Source organism: Streptomyces sp. NPDC040432 (assembly GCF_055595445.1).
Map to the genome: position 1 here is coordinate 166,805 of NZ_JBVIVP010000001.1, position 17,096 is coordinate 183,900.

The 17,096-nt window shown below is 74.2% G+C and carries 15 protein-coding genes; 12 read left to right on the top strand and 3 right to left on the bottom strand.

Annotation, left to right across the window (positions count from 1 at the left end; genetic code table 11):
* Positions 1-254: 254 nt before the first annotated feature.
* The 12 genes from ACZ58N_RS00830 to ACZ58N_RS00885 all read left to right on the top strand — a co-directional run bounded on the left by ACZ58N_RS00830 (position 255) and on the right by ACZ58N_RS00885 (position 15,790).
* Positions 255-2,345, top strand: coding sequence for an AfsR/SARP family transcriptional regulator (locus tag ACZ58N_RS00830; RefSeq protein WP_471153934.1), 2,091 nt, complete (start codon positions 255-257; stop codon positions 2,343-2,345).
* A gap of 318 nt (positions 2,346-2,663) precedes the next feature.
* Positions 2,664-5,807 carry an AfsR/SARP family transcriptional regulator gene (locus tag ACZ58N_RS00835; RefSeq protein WP_471153936.1) on the top strand — a complete coding sequence of 1,048 codons (3,144 nt, stop codon included), beginning with the start codon at positions 2,664-2,666 and terminating at the stop codon, positions 5,805-5,807.
* A 240-nt stretch (positions 5,808-6,047) separates the two neighbouring features.
* Positions 6,048-7,322 carry a cytochrome P450 gene (locus tag ACZ58N_RS00840; RefSeq protein WP_471153939.1) on the top strand — a complete coding sequence of 425 codons (1,275 nt, stop codon included), beginning with the start codon at positions 6,048-6,050 and terminating at the stop codon, positions 7,320-7,322.
* 4 nt (positions 7,323-7,326) lie between these two features.
* Complete coding sequence (locus ACZ58N_RS00845; protein ID WP_471153941.1) at positions 7,327-8,460, top strand: acyl-CoA dehydrogenase family protein; 1,134 nt, start codon at positions 7,327-7,329, stop codon at positions 8,458-8,460.
* Positions 8,450-9,697: a GNAT family N-acetyltransferase gene (locus ACZ58N_RS00850; RefSeq protein ID WP_471153944.1), complete on the top strand. Its 1,248-nt coding sequence runs from the start codon at positions 8,450-8,452 to the stop codon at positions 9,695-9,697. The genes ACZ58N_RS00845 and ACZ58N_RS00850 overlap by 11 nt, the downstream gene beginning before the upstream one ends.
* A gap of 123 nt (positions 9,698-9,820) precedes the next feature.
* Positions 9,821-10,273 (top strand): type II toxin-antitoxin system RatA family toxin, encoded by a 453-nt coding sequence (locus ACZ58N_RS00855; RefSeq protein WP_471153946.1) that lies wholly within the window; start codon positions 9,821-9,823, stop codon positions 10,271-10,273.
* 53 nt (positions 10,274-10,326) lie between these two features.
* Complete coding sequence (locus tag ACZ58N_RS00860; protein ID WP_471153947.1) at positions 10,327-11,592, top strand: class-III pyridoxal-phosphate-dependent aminotransferase; 1,266 nt, start codon at positions 10,327-10,329, stop codon at positions 11,590-11,592.
* Positions 11,593-11,693: 101 nt separating this feature from the next.
* Positions 11,694-11,981, top strand: a complete 288-nt coding sequence (locus ACZ58N_RS00865) for an acyl carrier protein (RefSeq protein ID WP_471153950.1) — start codon at positions 11,694-11,696, stop codon at positions 11,979-11,981.
* Positions 11,978-13,243, top strand: a complete 1,266-nt coding sequence (locus tag ACZ58N_RS00870) for a beta-ketoacyl-[acyl-carrier-protein] synthase family protein (RefSeq protein ID WP_471153952.1) — start codon at positions 11,978-11,980, stop codon at positions 13,241-13,243. Before ACZ58N_RS00865 ends, ACZ58N_RS00870 begins: the two co-directional genes overlap by 4 nt.
* Positions 13,244-13,260: 17 nt before the next feature.
* On the top strand, positions 13,261-14,316 hold the full coding sequence (locus ACZ58N_RS00875; RefSeq protein WP_471153954.1) for an SDR family oxidoreductase: 1,056 nt from the start codon (positions 13,261-13,263) through the stop codon (positions 14,314-14,316).
* Positions 14,317-14,377: 61 nt separating this feature from the next.
* Positions 14,378-14,896 carry an NADPH-dependent FMN reductase gene (locus ACZ58N_RS00880; protein WP_471153956.1) on the top strand — a complete coding sequence of 173 codons (519 nt, stop codon included), beginning with the start codon at positions 14,378-14,380 and terminating at the stop codon, positions 14,894-14,896.
* Positions 14,897-15,082: 186 nt separating this feature from the next.
* A complete protein-coding gene (locus tag ACZ58N_RS00885; RefSeq protein WP_471153958.1) occupies positions 15,083-15,790 on the top strand; it encodes a 2-phosphosulfolactate phosphatase in 708 nt (235 codons plus the stop codon).
* 54 nt (positions 15,791-15,844) lie between these two features.
* Here the strand turns inward: ACZ58N_RS00885 and ACZ58N_RS00890 are convergent, their stop codons facing one another.
* From ACZ58N_RS00890 to ACZ58N_RS00900, 3 genes are all read right to left on the bottom strand, one after another.
* Positions 15,845-16,171 (bottom strand): Imm10 family immunity protein, encoded by a 327-nt coding sequence (locus ACZ58N_RS00890; protein ID WP_471153959.1) that lies wholly within the window; start codon positions 16,169-16,171, stop codon positions 15,845-15,847.
* 83 nt (positions 16,172-16,254) lie between these two features.
* Positions 16,255-16,686, bottom strand: coding sequence for an OsmC family protein (locus ACZ58N_RS00895; RefSeq protein ID WP_471153962.1), 432 nt, complete (start codon positions 16,684-16,686; stop codon positions 16,255-16,257).
* Between the two features lie 82 nt (positions 16,687-16,768).
* Positions 16,769-17,095, bottom strand: a complete 327-nt coding sequence (locus tag ACZ58N_RS00900; protein WP_471153963.1) for a DUF1048 domain-containing protein — start codon at positions 17,093-17,095, stop codon at positions 16,769-16,771.
* Position 17,096: the final 1 nt, after the last annotated feature.

Here is a 17,096-nt window from a genome sequence, read left to right on the forward strand (position 1 = left end):
GCGGGGCGGGGACCCGTGCTGCCCGTGGGCCTTCGCTCCGAGCGGCGCGCCGATGGCCGAACTCGGCCGTCCGGTTCCGGTCATGGGAGAAACTGCTGTTCAGGGGGGCTTTCGCACGGCCATGACGGAGTCACGGCCGAACACGGTGCAGGTCACCGGGGTGTTCGCGGGGTTGACCTCCCGGAGCACTTCGCACTCCTTCCCGGCGGGGCACAGGAGCAGCCCGGCGAGGCCGGGCCGGACAGTACGAGGGCATGGGGCACGACATGGACACCGACGCGATAACCCTGCGGTTCAGCCTGCTCGGACGCCTGCGCGCGTGGCGCGGTTCGCGGGAACTGGAGTTGGGTTCGCGCCAGCAGCGGACCCTGCTGGCCCTGCTGCTGTTGCGGGAGGGCCGTCCGGCGCCCGTCGACACCCTGGTGGCCGACATCTGGGGCGACCGGCCGCCGGCCCGCGCCGTGGGGTCGCTGCGCACGTACGTCTCACGGCTGCGCAAGGAGATCGAGGCGCCGGGCCCCGTCGCGGGGGACGGGCCGCGGGTGTTGGTGTCCGAACACGGCGCCTACGCCCTGCGGGTGCCGCCGGAGGCGGTGGACCTCGGACTGTTCCGGCGGGACGTGGCCGCCGCCGACCTCGCCCGTGCGGGCCGTCGGCCCGAGGAGGCACGGGTGCTGTTGCGCGGCGCGCTCGCCCTGTGGGGTGACGAGCCGCTGACGGAGCTGGGCGGCCCGGGCGTGGAGTCCGAGCGGAACCGGTTGGCCGGGCAGCGGCTCGCCGCACTGGAGACGCGTCTGACCCTGGACGTGGAACTCGGCGACCACGTGCGGGTGTTGACCGAGCTGAGGGAGTTGACGGAGCTTCATCCCTTGCGTGAGCGGCTGGGCGCCCTGTTGATGCGGGCGTACCTGCTGAGCGGCCAGGACGCGGAGGCGCTGGCCGTCCACGAGCGGACCAGGCGGCTCCTGGCCGCGGAGTTCGGGATCGACCCGGGGCGCGAGATGGCCGCGCTGGCCGAGGGCATCACCTGCGGTACGCGGAGTACCAGCGGCACGGAGGGAACGGGCGGGGCGGGCCCGGGCGTCGTGACGGGTGAGGTGCGGGCCGGGGTGTCACCGTACGCGGGGCCGTGGGAGGCACCCCACACCGGCGCCGCTCCCGGAACCGACGCACGGGCCGCCCTGCGGCCGACACCCGACGACTTCCGACGCCCGGCCCAACTCCCCCGCGACCTTGCCGACTTCACCGGTCGGGACGAAGCGCTCGGGCAGGTGACGGGCGCGCTGACAGGGGTGCGCGCCGGCCTTCCGGCACGGGGCGCCGCCCGCCCGGCGCCGCTCGTCGTCGTGTCGGGTTCGACCGGCGTGGGCAAGAGCGCATTCGCCGTGCACGCCGCCCACCGGGTGCGCGACCACTTTCCCGACGGTCAGCTCCACGCCGATCTGCGCGCCCCGGACGGAACTCCGGTGCGGCCGGAAGGCGTACTGGAGTCCTTTCTGCGCGCGCTCGGGGGCACCGACCGGCCGGTGCCCGTGCAGCAGGCCGACCGGGTCGCGCTCTACCGGTCGGATCTGGCCGAGCGTCGGGTCCTGGTGGTCCTCGACAACGTCGAGGACCCGGCGGCGGTCGACGCCCTGGTGCCCGGCGGGCCGGGCTGCTCCGTACTCATCACCAGCACCGCACGGCCTTCCGGTCTCGCCGGAGCCCACCACACCCACCTGGGCGCACTCTCCCGCGCCGAGGCCCTGATGTGGCTGGAGACGGCGATCGGTGCGGACCGCGTGGCGTCGGAACCGCAGGCCTGCTCCGAGTTGGTCGAACTCTGCGGAGGGCTGCCGTTGGCGCTGCGGATCGTGGCGATGCGGCTCGCCACCCGGCCGGCGTGGGCCGTCGCCTCGGTGGTGGGCGCCCTGCGCGGTCGCCACCGGTTGACCGTACTCGGGATCGCGGACCTCTCCGTGCGGGAGGCGTTCCGGCGGGAGTACGGACGGCTGCCCGCTCCCCTGCGGTCGGTCTTCGCGCGGGTGGCACTGCTGAGGGAGCCGGACGGACGGTTCGGGCCCACCGCGGCGGCTCCGGCCCTCGGAGTCCCGGCGGACCGCGCCCGCGCGCTGTGCGAGGAACTGGTGGACCGCAGTTGGCTGGAGTCCGCGCATCCCGGCCGCTACCACGTCCACGGCCTGCTGCGCGATTTCGCCGTGGCCGTCCACCGGGACGGGGCGGCGCCCCGCGCCGACGGGGACCGGCCGGTGGCGATGCTCTTCGCCGCCGACGGGGCCGACACCCGCCTCGGCGGCCGGTCGTTCCGGCCCTCCCCCGGTCTGCGGGAGGGCCTGGCCTCCTGACTCCGGGGCGGGGGGCTCCGTGCCCCCACCGCGCCCGCACCGCCCCGGGCCCGTAGGGGCCGCGGGCGGGCCCCGCCGGGGCGGTCCAACCGGTCCGCGCCCGGCCCGGCCCGCACCCCACGGCACCCCCTGCCACCGGCCCGTAGCCCCCGTGTCCCCATGTCCTCTCGTCCCCCGTGTCCCCGCACCCACGCGCACCCCCTCCGTCCCGCTTCATGCCGCGCCGCACGGCCCATCCCGGCCGCGGTCCGGGGCTCATGCGGCCCGGCGGCGATCGCGTCGCGGCCCCTTCCGCAGAACCAGTTGGAGAACCTCCCCGTGCACACCACGCCCCGACCCGTACCCGCCCCGCTCCGCGCCGGCGACCCGCCGCCGGGCCTCTCCTTCCGCGTGCTCGGCCCGCTGCGCGTGTGCGGCGGCGAGGTCGAGTCGGACGTACGACCCCCGCTGGCGGCCGCCCTGCTCACCACGCTGTTGCTGCGCCACGGCCGGCGGGGCAGTACCCAGGCCCTCATCGACGCCGTCTGGGGCGACGCCGCCCCCGGCGGGGCGCCCGCGGCCCTGCGCGGCCACGTCGCCGCGCTGCGCCGCCTGGTCGAACCCGGACGGGCGCCGCGCACCCCGGCGCGCGTCCTGGTCTCCCGTCCGAACGGCTACGCCCTGCACCTGCTGCCGGACGCCTTGGACCTGACCGTCTTCGACCGTCGCGCGGGCAGCGCCGCCCGGGCGGTGCTCGCGGGGCGGACCGGTGACGCGCTCGCCCTGTACGACTCCGCCCTCGGGCTGTGGGACGGGGAGGAGCCCCTGGCCGGGGTGCCCGGTCCGTTCGCGGCCGCCCAGCGGGCCGCGCTGCGCGAGCGGCGCCTCACGGTACTGGAGGACAGGTGGGAGGTGGTGCTGTCGCTCGGCGGCCACGCCCGGGCCGTGGAGGAGCTGCGCGGGCCGGCGCAGACCCATCCGCGGCGCGTACGGCTCCAGGAACTCCTGATGACGGCGCTGTACGAGACGGGTCGTCAGACCGAGGCCCTGGACGTCCACGCGCGCGCCCAGGCGGCCCTGCGCGGCGCGGACGGGTCGGAGGCGGGGGCCGGACTCGACCGGATTCGCCGACGCATCCTCGCCGGCCCGGGCGCCGCCGAGGACGTCGCTCCGGGGCCGGCGGGCGGCCCCGGGAGCGCCGAGCGTCCGCCCCGACCGGGCTCCGACGCGTCACCGGCGGGGCCCGGTCGGGCAACGGTCCGGTCCGCGCCTTCCGCCGCGGGCCCGTCCGCCGCCACCGCGTCCGGTCCCACGGCCGTGAGGGCGCCGACGCTGGGCCTGCCGCCCGACACGGCGCACCTCGTCGGCCGTGACGCGGAGATCGTGCGGCTGCGGCAGGTCCTCGAAGGCGGCTCGGTGACGGCGTTGGGCGCGATCAGCGGGATGGGCGGCGTCGGCAAGACCGCCCTGGCCGTCCGTGTGGCGCACGAGGTGGCCGCGCGCTTCCCCGACGGGGTGTTCTTCGTCGACCTCTGCGGCATGGACGCCCGGCCGGCCGATCCCCACGAGGTCCTCGGGGACCTCCTGCGCGCCCTCGGGGTGACGCCGGCGCAGCTCCCGGCGGACACCGCCGAGCGGGTCGCGCTCCACCGATCACTGCTCGCCGACCGGCGCGTGCTCCTCGTCCTCGACAACGCCCACGACCTGCGCCAGATACGCGACCTGCTGCCGACGGCGCCCGGCTGCGGCCTCCTGGTGACCAGCAGGACGTGGCTCACCGGGTTGGGCAACCTCGGCGGATCGACGCTGGTGCACCTGGACGAACTGGCGGACGGGGTCGCGGTGGACCTGCTGGTGCGGCTGGTCGGGGAGGGGCGCGTACGGCGGGAGGAGGAGGCCGCCCGGGCCCTGGTCGCCGATTGCGGGCGGCTGCCGCTCGCCATCCGTGTCATCGCCGCCCGCATGGTCGGCTGCCCGGCGCTGTCGGTCGCGGTGACCGCTCGGCGGCTCGCGGACGAGCGGCGGCGACCGGCGGAGGCCGGCGGCGACGGCGCGGTGGAGGCCACCTTCCGGCTCGGTACGGCGCGGCTCGGCCCGGAGCGGCTGCGCGCGTTCCGGCTGTTGGCGCTGCCCGACCTGCCGGAGCTGGGCGGGCTGAGCGCCGCGGCCCTGCTCGATCGACCCCGGGCGGAGGCGGAGGCGCTGTGCGAGGGGCTCGTCGACGCCAGTCTGCTCCAGTCGCCTGCGCCCGGCCGGTACCGCTACCACGACCTGTTGCGGCTGTTCGCCCGGACGTCCGGGGCCGAGGAGTTGTCCGCGGCCGACCGCGGGGCGGCGATGCGGCGGCTGTTGGTCACCTGCACCGACATGGGCAGGGAGGCCTATCGGGCCGCGACGGCGGGCGACCCGTTCCCCGCCGACGTCGCGCCGGCCACCCGGACGGACGCACCGGGGCGGGTGGCGTCGGTCGGTCCCGGCGATGGGGCGGCCCGCGACCGCCGCCGGTTCCCCTCCCCCGCGGCGGCCACCGGCTGGCTGTTCGACGAGCGGCTGCACCTGCTCGCGCTCGTCGAACAGGCCGCCGGCTTCGCCGAGGTCCCCGCGGACGTCTGCGCGCACCTGTTGCTGGCCACCGACCCGCTGGGACGCGACAGCAGCGGTACCGGGAACCTGGAGCGGGCCGCGCGCGCCGTTCGGGCGGCGGCGGAGCGGTCGGACGACGCGGTGGCCGGTGGGATCGCGCACTTCATGTTGGGCGGTTCCTTCGCCATCAGGTTCTCGATGGGTCGTGCGCTGCCCCATCTGCGCACCGCGGCCGACGTCTTCCGCCGTGAGGAGCGGTGGCCGCTGCTCGCCCACGCGTTGAACGCCCTGGGCGGCTGCGCCCTCGCCCAGCGGGACTTCCCCGCCGCCGTGCGGCACCTCACGGAGGCACTGCCCCTCAGCCGGGAGCCGTACAGCCCGGCCTGCGAGTCCGTCACCCTCGGTTTCCTGTGCCTGGCACAACTGGCGACCGGGCGGGCCGAGGAGGCCGTGCGGTCGGGGCGCGCCGCCGTCGCCCAGGCACGGTCCTGCGGTGACGGCCCCGGTGAGGCCAACGCGTTGCGTTCGCTCGGGCAGGTCCTGCTGTACACGGGGGAGCGGCACGAGGCCCTGGCCTGCATGCGCACCAGCCTGAGGCTGTGGCGTGCCACGGGCTCGACCTTCCGGGAGGCGTTGGTGTTGGGCGGGCTCGCGGAGGCGTTCAACCTGCTGGGCCGGTACGAGGAGGCGGTGGCCCACGCCACGGAGGCCCGGGACGTGGCCACCCTGCACGGCGACACGTACCTCCTCGGGCGGGCCCTCGTCCAACTCGCGGACGCCGTTGATGCGTTGGGTCGGGTCGGCCAGGCGACGTACTACCGCAGGCAGGCGCTGCAACTCTTCCGGGAGCTGGGCATGCCGGAGGCGGCGGACGTCGAGGCGCGCCTCGGCGGCGGGTGACGCGACCGGATGCCGGACGAAGGGTGGCGGGTGGCGAGGGGTGTGTGTCGGGGGCGTGTGTCGGGGGGCGTTGACGTCCGGTTGATGCGCTGTTGACGTCGCACGAGCAGGGCGGTGACAGGCTCTTGTCACCGCCCCCCGCACGGATGTCCTCCCCCTTCGGAGATCCCTGCCGGGGGGCGGCCCGGGCACACCGCGGTCACCCGGGGCCGCATCGTCGATCTGCTGAGGACTCCCCCCTTGGACCCGCAGGCTCTGCTCTTCTCCCTGTTCACACCGGAAGGCCGGGACAACCCGTTCCTGGCGCTGGAGGCGCTCCGCGAGAACTTTCCGGTCTACTACGACAAGGACCTCGACACCTACTTCCTGACGACCTACGCCGACTGCCAGGGGGTGTTGACGGACACCTCCTTCCGCACTCCCGACCTGACGTGGTGCGAGGACAACCTGCCGGACTGGCGCGAGCACCCGGCCGCCGACTTCTTCTACGCCTCGATGCTGCGCGCCAACCAGCCCGACCACACGCGGCTGCGCCGGCTGATCGGTGCCGGGTTCACGCCGCGCCGGGTCGCCGCGCTGAGCAAGGCGGTCGAGCAGCTCACCGACTCCCTCCTCGACGACCTCGCCGCGGCCACGGCGGACGGGTCCGCGGCCAACTTCCAGGAGTTGGTGGGGTATCCGCTGCCCGTCGCGGTCGTCGGTGAGCTGATCGGCGTGCCGGCCGAGGACCGTCTGCGGTTCCAGCGGCTGGGGGGCGACGCCAGCCGGCTGCTGGAACCGGTGCGCACCGAGGACGACTGGGCGCGCGCCGATGCCGCGGTGACCGAACTGCGCTCCTATTTCGCGGACTTGCTGCTGAAGCGTGCGGCGGAGCCGCGCGAGGACCTCGCCACCGTGCTGTTGGAGACCGGGGCGGGCCAGGAGCGGCTCAGCCGGAAGGAGGTGGTCGACACCCTGATCCTCACGTTCGTCGCCGGTTTCGAGACGACCGCCGCCATGTTGGGGATCGCCACCCACGCACTGCTCACGCACCCCGAGCAGCTGGCGGCGCTGCGCGACGACCCCGCGCTCGCCGGGCAGGCGGTCGACGAGGCGCTCCGTTGGGACACGCCCGTCCAGATGACCGAGCGGATCGCCTCCGAGGAGACGGTGATCCGCGGGGTGACGGTGCCGGTCGGCGCCAACGTCACGACCGTGCTCGCCGCAGCCAACCGCGATCCGGCCCAGTTCCCCGACCCGCACCGGTTCGACGTGCGCCGGACCGGGAGCAGGGTGTTGAGCTTCAGTGCCGGCCCGCACTACTGCATGGGCGCCGCCCTGGCCCGGCTGGAGGGATCCATCGCCCTCCAGCGGCTGTTCGCCCGGTTCCCCGACCTGGCTCTGGCGGGGACGCCGGTACGGCGCGAGTCCTTCAGCCTGCGCATGTACGAGAACCTGCCCCTGACGACCACGGCCGGAGCCGGGACGACCCGTACGCGGGCCTCGGTCGGCGCGACGACGACGGCGAAGGACTGAACCCATGGGATTCCTGGACACCGAACGCGCGGTGCTGGAAGCACTGCTCCCCGGCCTGGACGCCGAGCTGGCACGTCATCCGCTCGCCGACCTGGAGCGGCCGGGCAGCCCGGCCGTCGCCGCGTTCCGCGAGGCGGGCGGCGCGGGCCTGCTCGTGCCGGCCCAGAACACCGGGATCGGGGCGGACCCCCTGCAGGCCGTACGGCTGCAACGCGCTGTCGGTGCGCGCTGCCCCTCGCTCGCGGTCGCGACCACGATGCACCACTTCTCCGTCGCGAGCCTGGTGGAGGCCGCGAAGAACGGCGCCGGCTTCGAATGGATGCTGCTGGAGGCAATCGTCGGGAAGAAGATGCTGCTGGCCTCCGGATTCTCGGAGGGTCGGACCGGGCAGTCCATCCTGCGGCCCGCCATCAGGGCCGAACGCCGCGGCAACGAGATCGTGCTGAACGGCAGCAAGAAGCCGTGCAGCCTGGCCCATTCGATGGATCTGCTGACGGCCTCGGTGGTGATGACGGACGAGGACGGTACCGAGCGGCTCGGGGTCGCGATCGTCCCCGCCGACACCCCCGGCGTGTCCGTCCGTCCCTTCTGGCGCAGCGGCGTGCTCGCCGGTGCGGAGAGCGACGAGGTCGTCCTGGAGGACGTCGCGCTCGATCCGCAGATGGTCGTCCTCACCGAGGTCACCGCCGATTCGGTGCTGGACCCGCTCAACGTGGCCGGGTTCCTCTGGTTCGAACTTCTGATGTCAGCAGGCTATTTGGGGACGGCGAGCGCCCTGGTGGAGCGTGTCCTGCGGCACGGGCGCGCACCCGCCCCGGTCCGCGCGGCGCTCGTGACCGAGGTCGACGCGGCGATGCTCGCGGTGGAGGCGGTGGCCCGGACGATGGGGGAATCCCCGGAGTGGGGCGAGGCCCTGTTGGTCTCCGCGCTCACGGCGCGCTACGCCGCCCAGGACGCCATCGCCCGCACCACGGCGACCGCCCTGGAGGCACTGGGTGGCATGTCGTTCATCGGATCCGACGAGGGAACCTATCTGGCGTCGGCGGCCGCGGGCCTGAACTTCCACCCGCCGTCCCGGGCGCGGATGGCCGAGCCGCTGTGCGCGGTGCTGGACGGCGAGCCGCTCCGTGTCGGCTGACCGCGGGACCGCCGCGTCGGGCCCCTCCGGGCCCGGCCCCTCGGCGCCGCCGACGGCTCCCGCCGGAGCCGCCGGGGAGCGGCGCGAGCCGGTTTACGCGATCGAGCGGTTGCACCGTGCCGAGGACGTGCCCCGCGAGCTGTGGGACGAGTTGGCCCCGGCGGACGACCCCATGTGGGGGCAGGACGTGTTCACCGCCATGCAGGGTGCGCGGATCGGCCCGGACGCGTACGCCTACCTGCTGGTGCGCCAGGACGGCCTGCCGTTCGCGGCACTGCCCCTCAGCGCCGTGCGCGGACTGCGGCTCGACCAGGTCGTGGGGCCGCGCGAACGCCGCCTGATGGCTCCGGTGGCCCGGGCCTTCCCCGGACTCCTGCGCGTGCCGATGCTGTTCTGCGGCAACTTCCTCGGGCAGGGCCACGTCATGGGTCGGGGCCCCCTGCCCGCCGCGGCGGCCCGGCTGCTGGTGCGGGAGGTCATGGACCACGCCCGCGAACACCGGCTGGGTACGGTGGTGTTCAAGGACTTCGCCCCGCACGACCTCGATGCGTTGCGCCCGGGTCTGGACGCGGCGGGCTTCTTCACCGTCGCCTCCCTGCCGGACACCGAACTCTCCTTGTACCACGCGGACTTCGACGGGTTCCTGGCCTCGCTGCCGGCCAAGCCGAGGCGCAACGCCCGGAACAAGATCCGGAAGTTCCAGCAGCAGACGGATCTGCGGATGGAGGTCCTCGACGACTTCGAGCACCTCGTCCCCGCGATGATGGGCCTGTACCGGCAGGTCATGGATCGCGCCGACCAGACCCTCGACGTCCTCGACGAGGATTTCGTCCACGCCCTGGCCGCCGGCAGCGCGGGCGGGAACGAGGGCGGGGGCACCGAGCAGCGGCTCGTCGCCTGCTTCGAGGGCGACCGTCTGGTGGGATACCTGCACTGCCTGTTCCGCGGCCGCGGTGCGGTCGGCGCCCGCATCGGCCTGGACTACGGGCTGGCTCACCGGGCGCGGCTCTACCACAACCTGCACTACGCGGCGATCGAGCTGGCCCTCGCCCGGGGTTGCCGCCACATCCGCTTCGCGCAGACCGCGTACGAGCCGAAGCGCGAGTTCGGCTGTGAGCTGGTCGAGCAGTCGTACGCGCTCAACCACACCGGACGGCTGCCCCGCACCGTCCTGCGGCTCCTGCTGCCGCCCGCCCTGGAGGCGGCCCGCGAGCAGGCCCTGGCGCCCAAGTCCTGACGGACCGCCACCGCATCCGGCGCCGGTCCGCCGCGCCGGCACCACCCCGACTCCGCGGCACCACCCGCGCGTCGTCGACGAGCCCCCACGGGGCTCCCCCACCACCGGAAAGAGAGACCCGCCATGCCCCTCGTCCAGGTAGAGATCCCCATCGCCGCGCGTCCCGAGGACAGTTGGAACGCCGTCATCGACGTCGAGAGCTACTCCTCCTGCATGGACAGCGTCCAGTCCGTCACCATCGTCGACAGCAACGGCCCGGACGAGCGCACGACGGCCTGGTCCGTCCACCTCAAGGGCTCCGTCCTGGAGTGGGTGGAGGCCGAACGGCTCGACCACGTCGCCCGGCGCTTCGACTTCCACCAGGTCAGCGGCGACCTCGCGCACTTCGTGGGCCACTGGGCCGTCCGCCCGTCCGAGGACGGCGGTAGCCACGTCTCGTTGACCGTCGAGTTCGAGATCGGTATCCCGCTGCTCGCCGACATGCTCAACCCCGTCGCCGCCACCGCCCTGCGGGAGAACGCCGAGCAGATGCTCCAGGCCCTTGAGCGGCGACTCATCGGCGGCGCCGCCCGCTGATGCGGTCCGTGCCTCCCCCGTCCCCCGCCCCGCCCCTCTCCAGGAGGTCCCCCGTGGCCGACCCGTCCACGACCACCCTGCCCACCGCCCCCGCCGAGGTCTTCGACCAGCTCCGTCGGCACCAGTCCCCGAAACTGGCGCTGACCGGCAAGTTCGCCGGTCAGGGAGCCGTGGAGGCCGGCGCCCTGGGCTCTCGCGTCACCCTCTCCGACGGCCGTCGGGCGCTCGACTTCGGCTCGTACGCCGTCGCCCTCCTCGGGCACCGCCATCCCGGCGTGGTGGCGGCCGTCGCCCGGCAGCTGGAGGTGATGCCGACCTCGACGCGCAGCCTGGCCAACCCGGTGGCCGCCCGGGCGGCGGCGCTGCTCTCCCACTATTTCGGTGACCGGCTCCCGAAGGTGTACTTCGGCCTGAACGGCGCCGACGCCGTCGAGGTCTCGGTGAAGCTCGCCCGGCTCGCGACCGGGCGGGACCGGGTGCTCGCGGTGACCGGCGGATACCACGGCAAGACCCTGGGCGCCCTGTCCCTGACGCACAGTCCGCTGTTCCGGACCGGGCTGCGGGGCGCCGTGGTCGACGTGGTCCACATCGACCCGGAGGACCCGTACGCCGTCCGCGCGCAGGTGGAGGCCGCTCCGATCGCCGCCGTGGTGTTCGAACCCGTCCAGGGGGAGAACGGCGCCGCACCGCTGCGGACCGACGTCCTGCGCCAGTGGTGCGAGGACGCGCACGCCCACGGCGCGTTCGCCATCGCGGACGAGATCCAGTGCGGGCTGCGCCGCTGCGGTGAGCGTTCCGTCGCCCTGGCCGACGGCCTGCCCGTGGACGCCGTCCTCGTGGGCAAGCCGCTCGGCGGCGGCGTGGTGCCGCTGTCCGCGGTGGTGTGCAGCGAGGAGTTGTACGCACCACTCGCCCAGGACCCCTTCCTGCACTCGGCGACCTTCGGCGGCCACCCGCTGAGCTGTGCCGCGCTCCCCGCGGCGCTGGAGGCGGTCGAGGAACTCGCCGGGCACGGCGTCACGTTGTCGGCCCGCCTCGCCGAGGGGCTGCGCGTTCTCGGGGAGCGTCACCCGCGGGTGATGGCGGGCCACCACGGCCGGGGGCTGCTGTGGGGCATCGACTTCACCACCCCCGCGGCGGCGGGCGAGGCCGTGGTGTCCCTGGCCAACAACGGTCTGCTCGTCTCGCCCTGTCTGGGCTGCCCCACCACGGTGCGGCTGCTGCCCCCGCTCGTCACCACCGAGGCGGAACTCGACGAGGCGCTCGACATCCTCGACACGGCACTGGCCGCGGCCACCCCGGCCGGCCTGCCCGCCTGACACCCGTCGTCGTCACGCCCGGCCCGCGGCCCTGTCCCACGGCCCGGCATCGGGCACGACCCCCGACCCACCACCTCTCACCGACCCACCGGAGGAACCAGGTGAACCCCACCGAACCCATCACCGAAGCCGCCGTCGTCCCTTCCGACGACCTGTTCGTCCTCGTCCGCGAGACCATCGCCGACGTCCTGGGAACCACTCCCGACGTCATCGTGGAGAGCACCGACCTGCGGGCCGAATACGGCATCGACAGCCTGGAGATGATGTCGATCGGAGCGCAGCTCGAACGCGCGCTCAACGTGCGCATCGCGGCCGAGGACCTGATGCGGTCCGAGACCGTCGGCCAGGCCGTCGCCCTCCTCGCGGAGCGTCGGGCGGAGCGCTCATGACCCGGCAGCACGCCGCGGACGGTCCCGGCGGGCCCGCCGAACGTCCGCGCGTGGTCGTCACCGGGATCGGCGTGAAGTCCCCGGCCGGTCTGACGCTGGACGAGGTCATGGACACCGTCCTCGCCGCGCGCCCCACCGCCGCGGTGCACCCGGACCTGATCGCGTCCGGCTCGCCCGTGCACATCGCCTGCCGGGTTCCCGATTTCGACATCGCCTCCTACATCACCCACCGTGAGCGCCGCCAGATCGACCGGCCGACGGAGCTGGCCCTGTGCGCGGCGGCCGACGCCGTGCGGCAGGCCGCCCTGCCCGACCTGCCGCCGTCGAGGGTCGGGGTCCACCTCGGGACCGGCATCGGTGGGCTCCCCACCATGGAGGGGCTGGTACGGGACAACGACGCGAAGCCCACCGCGATGCCGGTGCACTCCGTTCCCCGGACGATGGCCAACTCGGCTGCCGCCCGCGTGGCGATGCGCTTCGGCTTCCAGGGCTCCTGCGTCACCTACTCCACCGCCTGCGCCAGTGGTGCCACGGCGATCGGGGAGGCCGCCCGACGGATCCAGTACGGGGAGCTCGACGTGGCCGTCGCCGGCGGCTTCGACTCGGCGGTGACCACCTTCATGCTGAGCGGCTTCTCACGGATGCAGGCCCTGTCGACGCGCAACGAGGACCCGGGGAACGCGAGCCGACCGTTCGACTCCGAGCGCGACGGCTTCGTCATGGGCGAGGGCGCGGCCGTCCTCGTACTGGAGCGGCGCGACGCGGCGTTGCGGCGCGGAGCGACCATCCTCGGCGAGATCGCCGGCTACGCCACCAACGCCGACGCCCATCACATCGTGGCCCCGCACGCGGACGGCGCGGTCGCGGCGGCGTGCATGGCGCAGGCCGTCGCGGACGCCGGACTGCTGCCGTCGGACATCGGTCAGATCAGCGCGCACGGCACGTCCACCCAGGCCAACGACAGGGCCGAGGCCGCCGCGATCCACCGGTGCTTCAACGGCCAGGCACCGCCGGTGACCGCCGTCAAGGGCGTCACCGGGCACCTCATCGGGGGCTCGGGGGCGCTGGAGGCCGCGATCGCCCTGGTCTGCGCCGAACGACGGATCGTGCCACCCGTCGCGAACCTCACCACCGCGTCGGAGGCCGACCGGATCGACGTGGTCGCCGGAGCTCCGCGCGAGGTGGACGGCGCCCCGGTGCTCTCCAACTCCTTCGGCTTCGGCGGACAGAACGTCTGCCTGGTCCTGCTGCCCGCCACCTGAACCCCAGGAGCCTTGCCATGCGCATCCTCGTCACCGGCGCCTCGGGCGTCGTCGGCACCGAAGTCGCCGAGCGCCTCGCCGCGGAAACCGCCGGCCGTGCCGGCCCCGGCATCGTCCGTACCGCCCGCCGTGCGGCGGCCGGCGCCGATCCCCTGACCGCGCCCGTCCCCTGGGACATCGGCGCCGCACCCGCCCCGGACCGGCTCACCGACGGGCCCTGGGACGTCATCGTGCACACCGCGGCGTCGACCCGGTGGACCATGACCCGCCAGGAGGCGACCGACGCCAACATACGGACCCTGCGGGCGGTCCTCGCGCTCTCCGGCCCGGACACCCACGTCGTCCACGTCTCCACCGCGTACGTCGGCGGCGTGCGCGCGCCCGAGGACCTCAGGGGGGAGGAGTTCGAGGGGTACCGCAACGGCTACGAGTGGTCGAAGGCCGCCTGCGAGGAGATCGTGGCCGGTGAGCACCGGGGACCGGCGACGATCGTCCGCCCGCCGTTGGTCCTGGGCCGTCGCGGTGACGGTGCCATCGGCCGGTTCTCCGGCCCGTACAGCCTCTTCCCGGCGCTCGTCTCCGGTCTGGCGGCCGTCGTCGTCGGCGACCCGGACGGCTACGCCGAGATCGCACCGGTCGACGAGGTCGCCGAGGCGATCGCGGGTGCCGCCCTGGGCACCCCGCCCGGGTCGCCGCGCACCGAGGTGATCTCGGCGGGGCGGGACAGCATGCGCCTGTCCGACCTGGTCCGGATCACCGTTGACACGCTCAACGCCTTCCGGGCGGAGCACGGCGTCGACCCGATCGCGCAGCCGCCGACCGTGTCCACCGACAGCTGGAACCGTTTCTTCCTGCCGTTGGCCGCGCAGTGGCTCTCGCCCGTCCAGCAGGAGGCCGTCAAACTGCTGGCGATGTTCCAGAGCTACACCAGCATGAGCGAGCCCTTCGAACCCACCCGCAAGGTCGCCGACCCGGGCGGGGTGATGGCGGCGTCGGTGCTGCACTGGGCTCGGAGCAAGCCCCGTCAGGCCCTCGGCCGCACCGTGCCGTGGACGTTGATCGACGCCGCATGAGGGACGGGGGACGGCCACCGGCGCCCCTGCCGCCGCCCGCCCGAGGAGAGGACCACCGACCGTGCACGCCCTGCTGATCAGCGGAAGCCCCCGGGTGGGCTCCGGCACCACCGCCCTGGCCGCGCTGGTGGGCGACGCCCTGCGCGCCAGGGGTACCACCGTGACGTCGCTCGAACTGGCGCAGGCCTCGGGTCCGCGCCTGCGGGACGCGCCGCGGAGCTACGACGCCGTCGTCCTGGCCAGCCCCGTCCACCACGCCAGCTACTCGGGCCTGCTCAAACTCGCGCTGGACGAGGTGCCGGGTGACTGGCTGGCCGAGACGGCGGTCGGGGTCCTGGCCCACGGCGCGGGCCCGCGGACCGGCAGCGTGGTGTGCGAGCACCTGCGTACGGTGGCCCGGGCACTCGGGGGCTGGGTGGCACCCACCCAGATCGCGTCGTGTCCGGCCGACTTCGTCCCCGGATCGCGGGGCGCCGCCCCCGTACCGGACGAGGCCCTGCTGCGGCGCTGCGACGCCCTCGCCGCGGAACTCCACCGCTGCGCGACGATGCTCCGCACCCCGGTCGCGGAACACGCCTGACACGCCATCACCACGGGCGTTCCGCCGCCCCGGGCACCCCCCGTACGCCCCGGCACCTCCGCCCGCCCCCGATCAGGGGGCCCGAGGTGTCGGGGCGCGCCGCGTGCACCGGCGTCGCGGGCCTTCGGGTGTGAGGCGCACCACCAACGTGTCCCCCATGGGCCGCACATGCGTGATCATGAGGGGATGGACGCTCGTTTCCTTGGTATCCCGGATCTGGTCGAAACCCCCTCCGTGGCGGTCGTGGTCGACGTCATGCGCGCCTACACGGTGGCCGCCTGGGCCTTCGCCCAGGGCGCGGAGAAGATCGTCCTCGCCGAATCACCGGAGGAGGCCCTGGCCCTCAAGGTCCGCCACCCGGATTGGGTGGCGCTCAAGGACGGCGCGCACGCGCCCGGGTTCGACGCCGTCAACTCGCCCGGCCTGCTGCGGTCCATGGACCTCACCGGACGCACCGTCGTGCAGAAGACCACGGCCGGTACGGTCGGGGCCCTGGCCGTCAAGGAGGCGTCGCTGGTGCTGTGCGCCGGTTTCGTGGTGGCGGAGGCGACGGCCGGCCTCCTGCGGACGCGCGGGTGTGACGGCGTCACCTTCGTGGTCACCGGCGAGGACGGGCGGGCCGACGAGGACCTGGCGTGCGCCGAGTACATCGCCGGGAGGGCGAACGGGATCCCGACCGACGCGGCCGGGTTCCTCCGCCGTGCCGAGGCGTCACGCGCCGCCGCGGAGCTGACGCAGGGCGTGCGTCAAGGTGCGCATCCCGATGACGTCGCGCTCTGCCTGGAGCTCGACCGGTTCCCCTTCGCCATGGTGGCGACCTCTGAGGACGCGCTCATGGTCCTGCGTCCGTACCCCGCGCCCGCCCCGAGCGACGGGGACCGCGCGACCGCATAGGACGGGTGGATCCGTGACGGCGGGCCCCCGGGGGCTCCGCCCCACTACCCCTCGTCACGGATCCACCGGAAATCCGGTGAGCAGCGGCCGGGCTTCCCCCCGCCCGTGAGCCAGTACTCTCACGAGCGTCCGGCACAGCTCGTCCACGGCCTCGGTCGGCACGTCGAGCACGCCCTCGATCTCCGCGTCCTCCAACTCCAGTGCGTCCGGACGATCGGGATCCAGCGACACCGTGAGCAGGTTGCCCGTCAGGGCCACCTCGCGGACGCAGCCGAGGGCCGTGCCCCCGTCCTCCGTCGTCACGCGGTACGTGTCGAGCCCGAGCGCGACGTCCTCCTCGGACGGCTCGGCGACCGCGCGGGCCGTGAACCTGTAGGTCATGCCCCGGTTCCATCAGGGCCGACCCCCGCGGCGGACCCCGATGGGTGTCGCTCGGGCGGTCAGGCGGTCAGGCGGTCAGGTGGTCAGGTGGTTTCGACGACCGTCACGTGGACGGGGGTTCCGGCTTCCACGGTGCGGCTGACCGTGCAGAGCTTGTCGTGGGAGGTCTTCACGGCGCGCGGCAGGATCGCCCGGGCCCGGTCGCCGCCCTCACCCGCGGGGAACCGCACGGTGAAGGCGACTTCCAGGTCCGTCATGTGGTTGCCACCCGCGTCCTCGGCCTTGTGCCCCTGAACGGCGACGGAGAATTCGGCGGGTTCGGCGTGTCGGGTGGTGGCCACGTCCACGTCGGCCGCGGAGCAGCCGCCGATCGCGGCGAGGAAGAGCTCGACGGGGGTGAAGCCGCCGCCGGACCCGGTGGCGAAAGTGACGGTGTCGCCACGGGAGTTGGTCGCGGTGTACGAGCCCGGACCGGTCCGCTCGATGGTGACGGAGCGCAGGGAATCAGCAGTCATGGCATCGACGGTAGCCCGATCGCCCCGGATCCGGCGCGCCCCGCACCGTGCGGGCGGGGCCGCCCGCACGGTACGGCCGGTGCTACGTCGTGGCCGTTCCCGGTTCCCCGAGGAGGGAGGCCAGGTGGATGTCCGCGTAGGTCGGGGAGTCCTGGATCATGCCGTCGCAGAAGGCGGCGACGTCGGTACCGATGAGTTGCACGACCCCCTTGCCCGCGGCGACGCCCTCCTCGAAGAAGTCGACGATCCCGGGGAGCAGGGGGCCGTCGGTCAGGTCGATCGGGCCGACCTTGAAGAGGTACCGCAGCATCTCCTTGTGGACGATCCGGTAGTCCGGAGGGAGCGCCTTGACCCGGGCCGCGTGCGCCCGCCACTGCTTCTTGCCGTCGATGATGTCCCGGATGCTCACG

Excerpts from the sequence above, each read along its gene's own strand:
- ACZ58N_RS00830 (WP_471153934.1), top strand. The coding sequence starts at position 255 with ATGGGGCACGACATGGACACCGACGCGATAACCCTGCGGTTCAGCCTG.
- ACZ58N_RS00845 (WP_471153941.1), top strand. The coding sequence starts at position 7,327 with ATGGGATTCCTGGACACCGAACGCGCGGTGCTGGAAGCACTGCTCCCC.
- ACZ58N_RS00855 (WP_471153946.1), top strand. The coding sequence starts at position 9,821 with ATGCCCCTCGTCCAGGTAGAGATCCCCATCGCCGCGCGTCCCGAGGAC.
- ACZ58N_RS00870 (WP_471153952.1), top strand. The coding sequence starts at position 11,978 with ATGACCCGGCAGCACGCCGCGGACGGTCCCGGCGGGCCCGCCGAACGT.
- ACZ58N_RS00875 (WP_471153954.1), top strand. The coding sequence starts at position 13,261 with ATGCGCATCCTCGTCACCGGCGCCTCGGGCGTCGTCGGCACCGAAGTC.
- ACZ58N_RS00885 (WP_471153958.1), top strand. The coding sequence starts at position 15,083 with ATGGACGCTCGTTTCCTTGGTATCCCGGATCTGGTCGAAACCCCCTCC.
- ACZ58N_RS00890 (WP_471153959.1), bottom strand. The coding sequence starts at position 16,171 with ATGACCTACAGGTTCACGGCCCGCGCGGTCGCCGAGCCGTCCGAGGAG.
- ACZ58N_RS00895 (WP_471153962.1), bottom strand. The coding sequence starts at position 16,686 with ATGACTGCTGATTCCCTGCGCTCCGTCACCATCGAGCGGACCGGTCCG.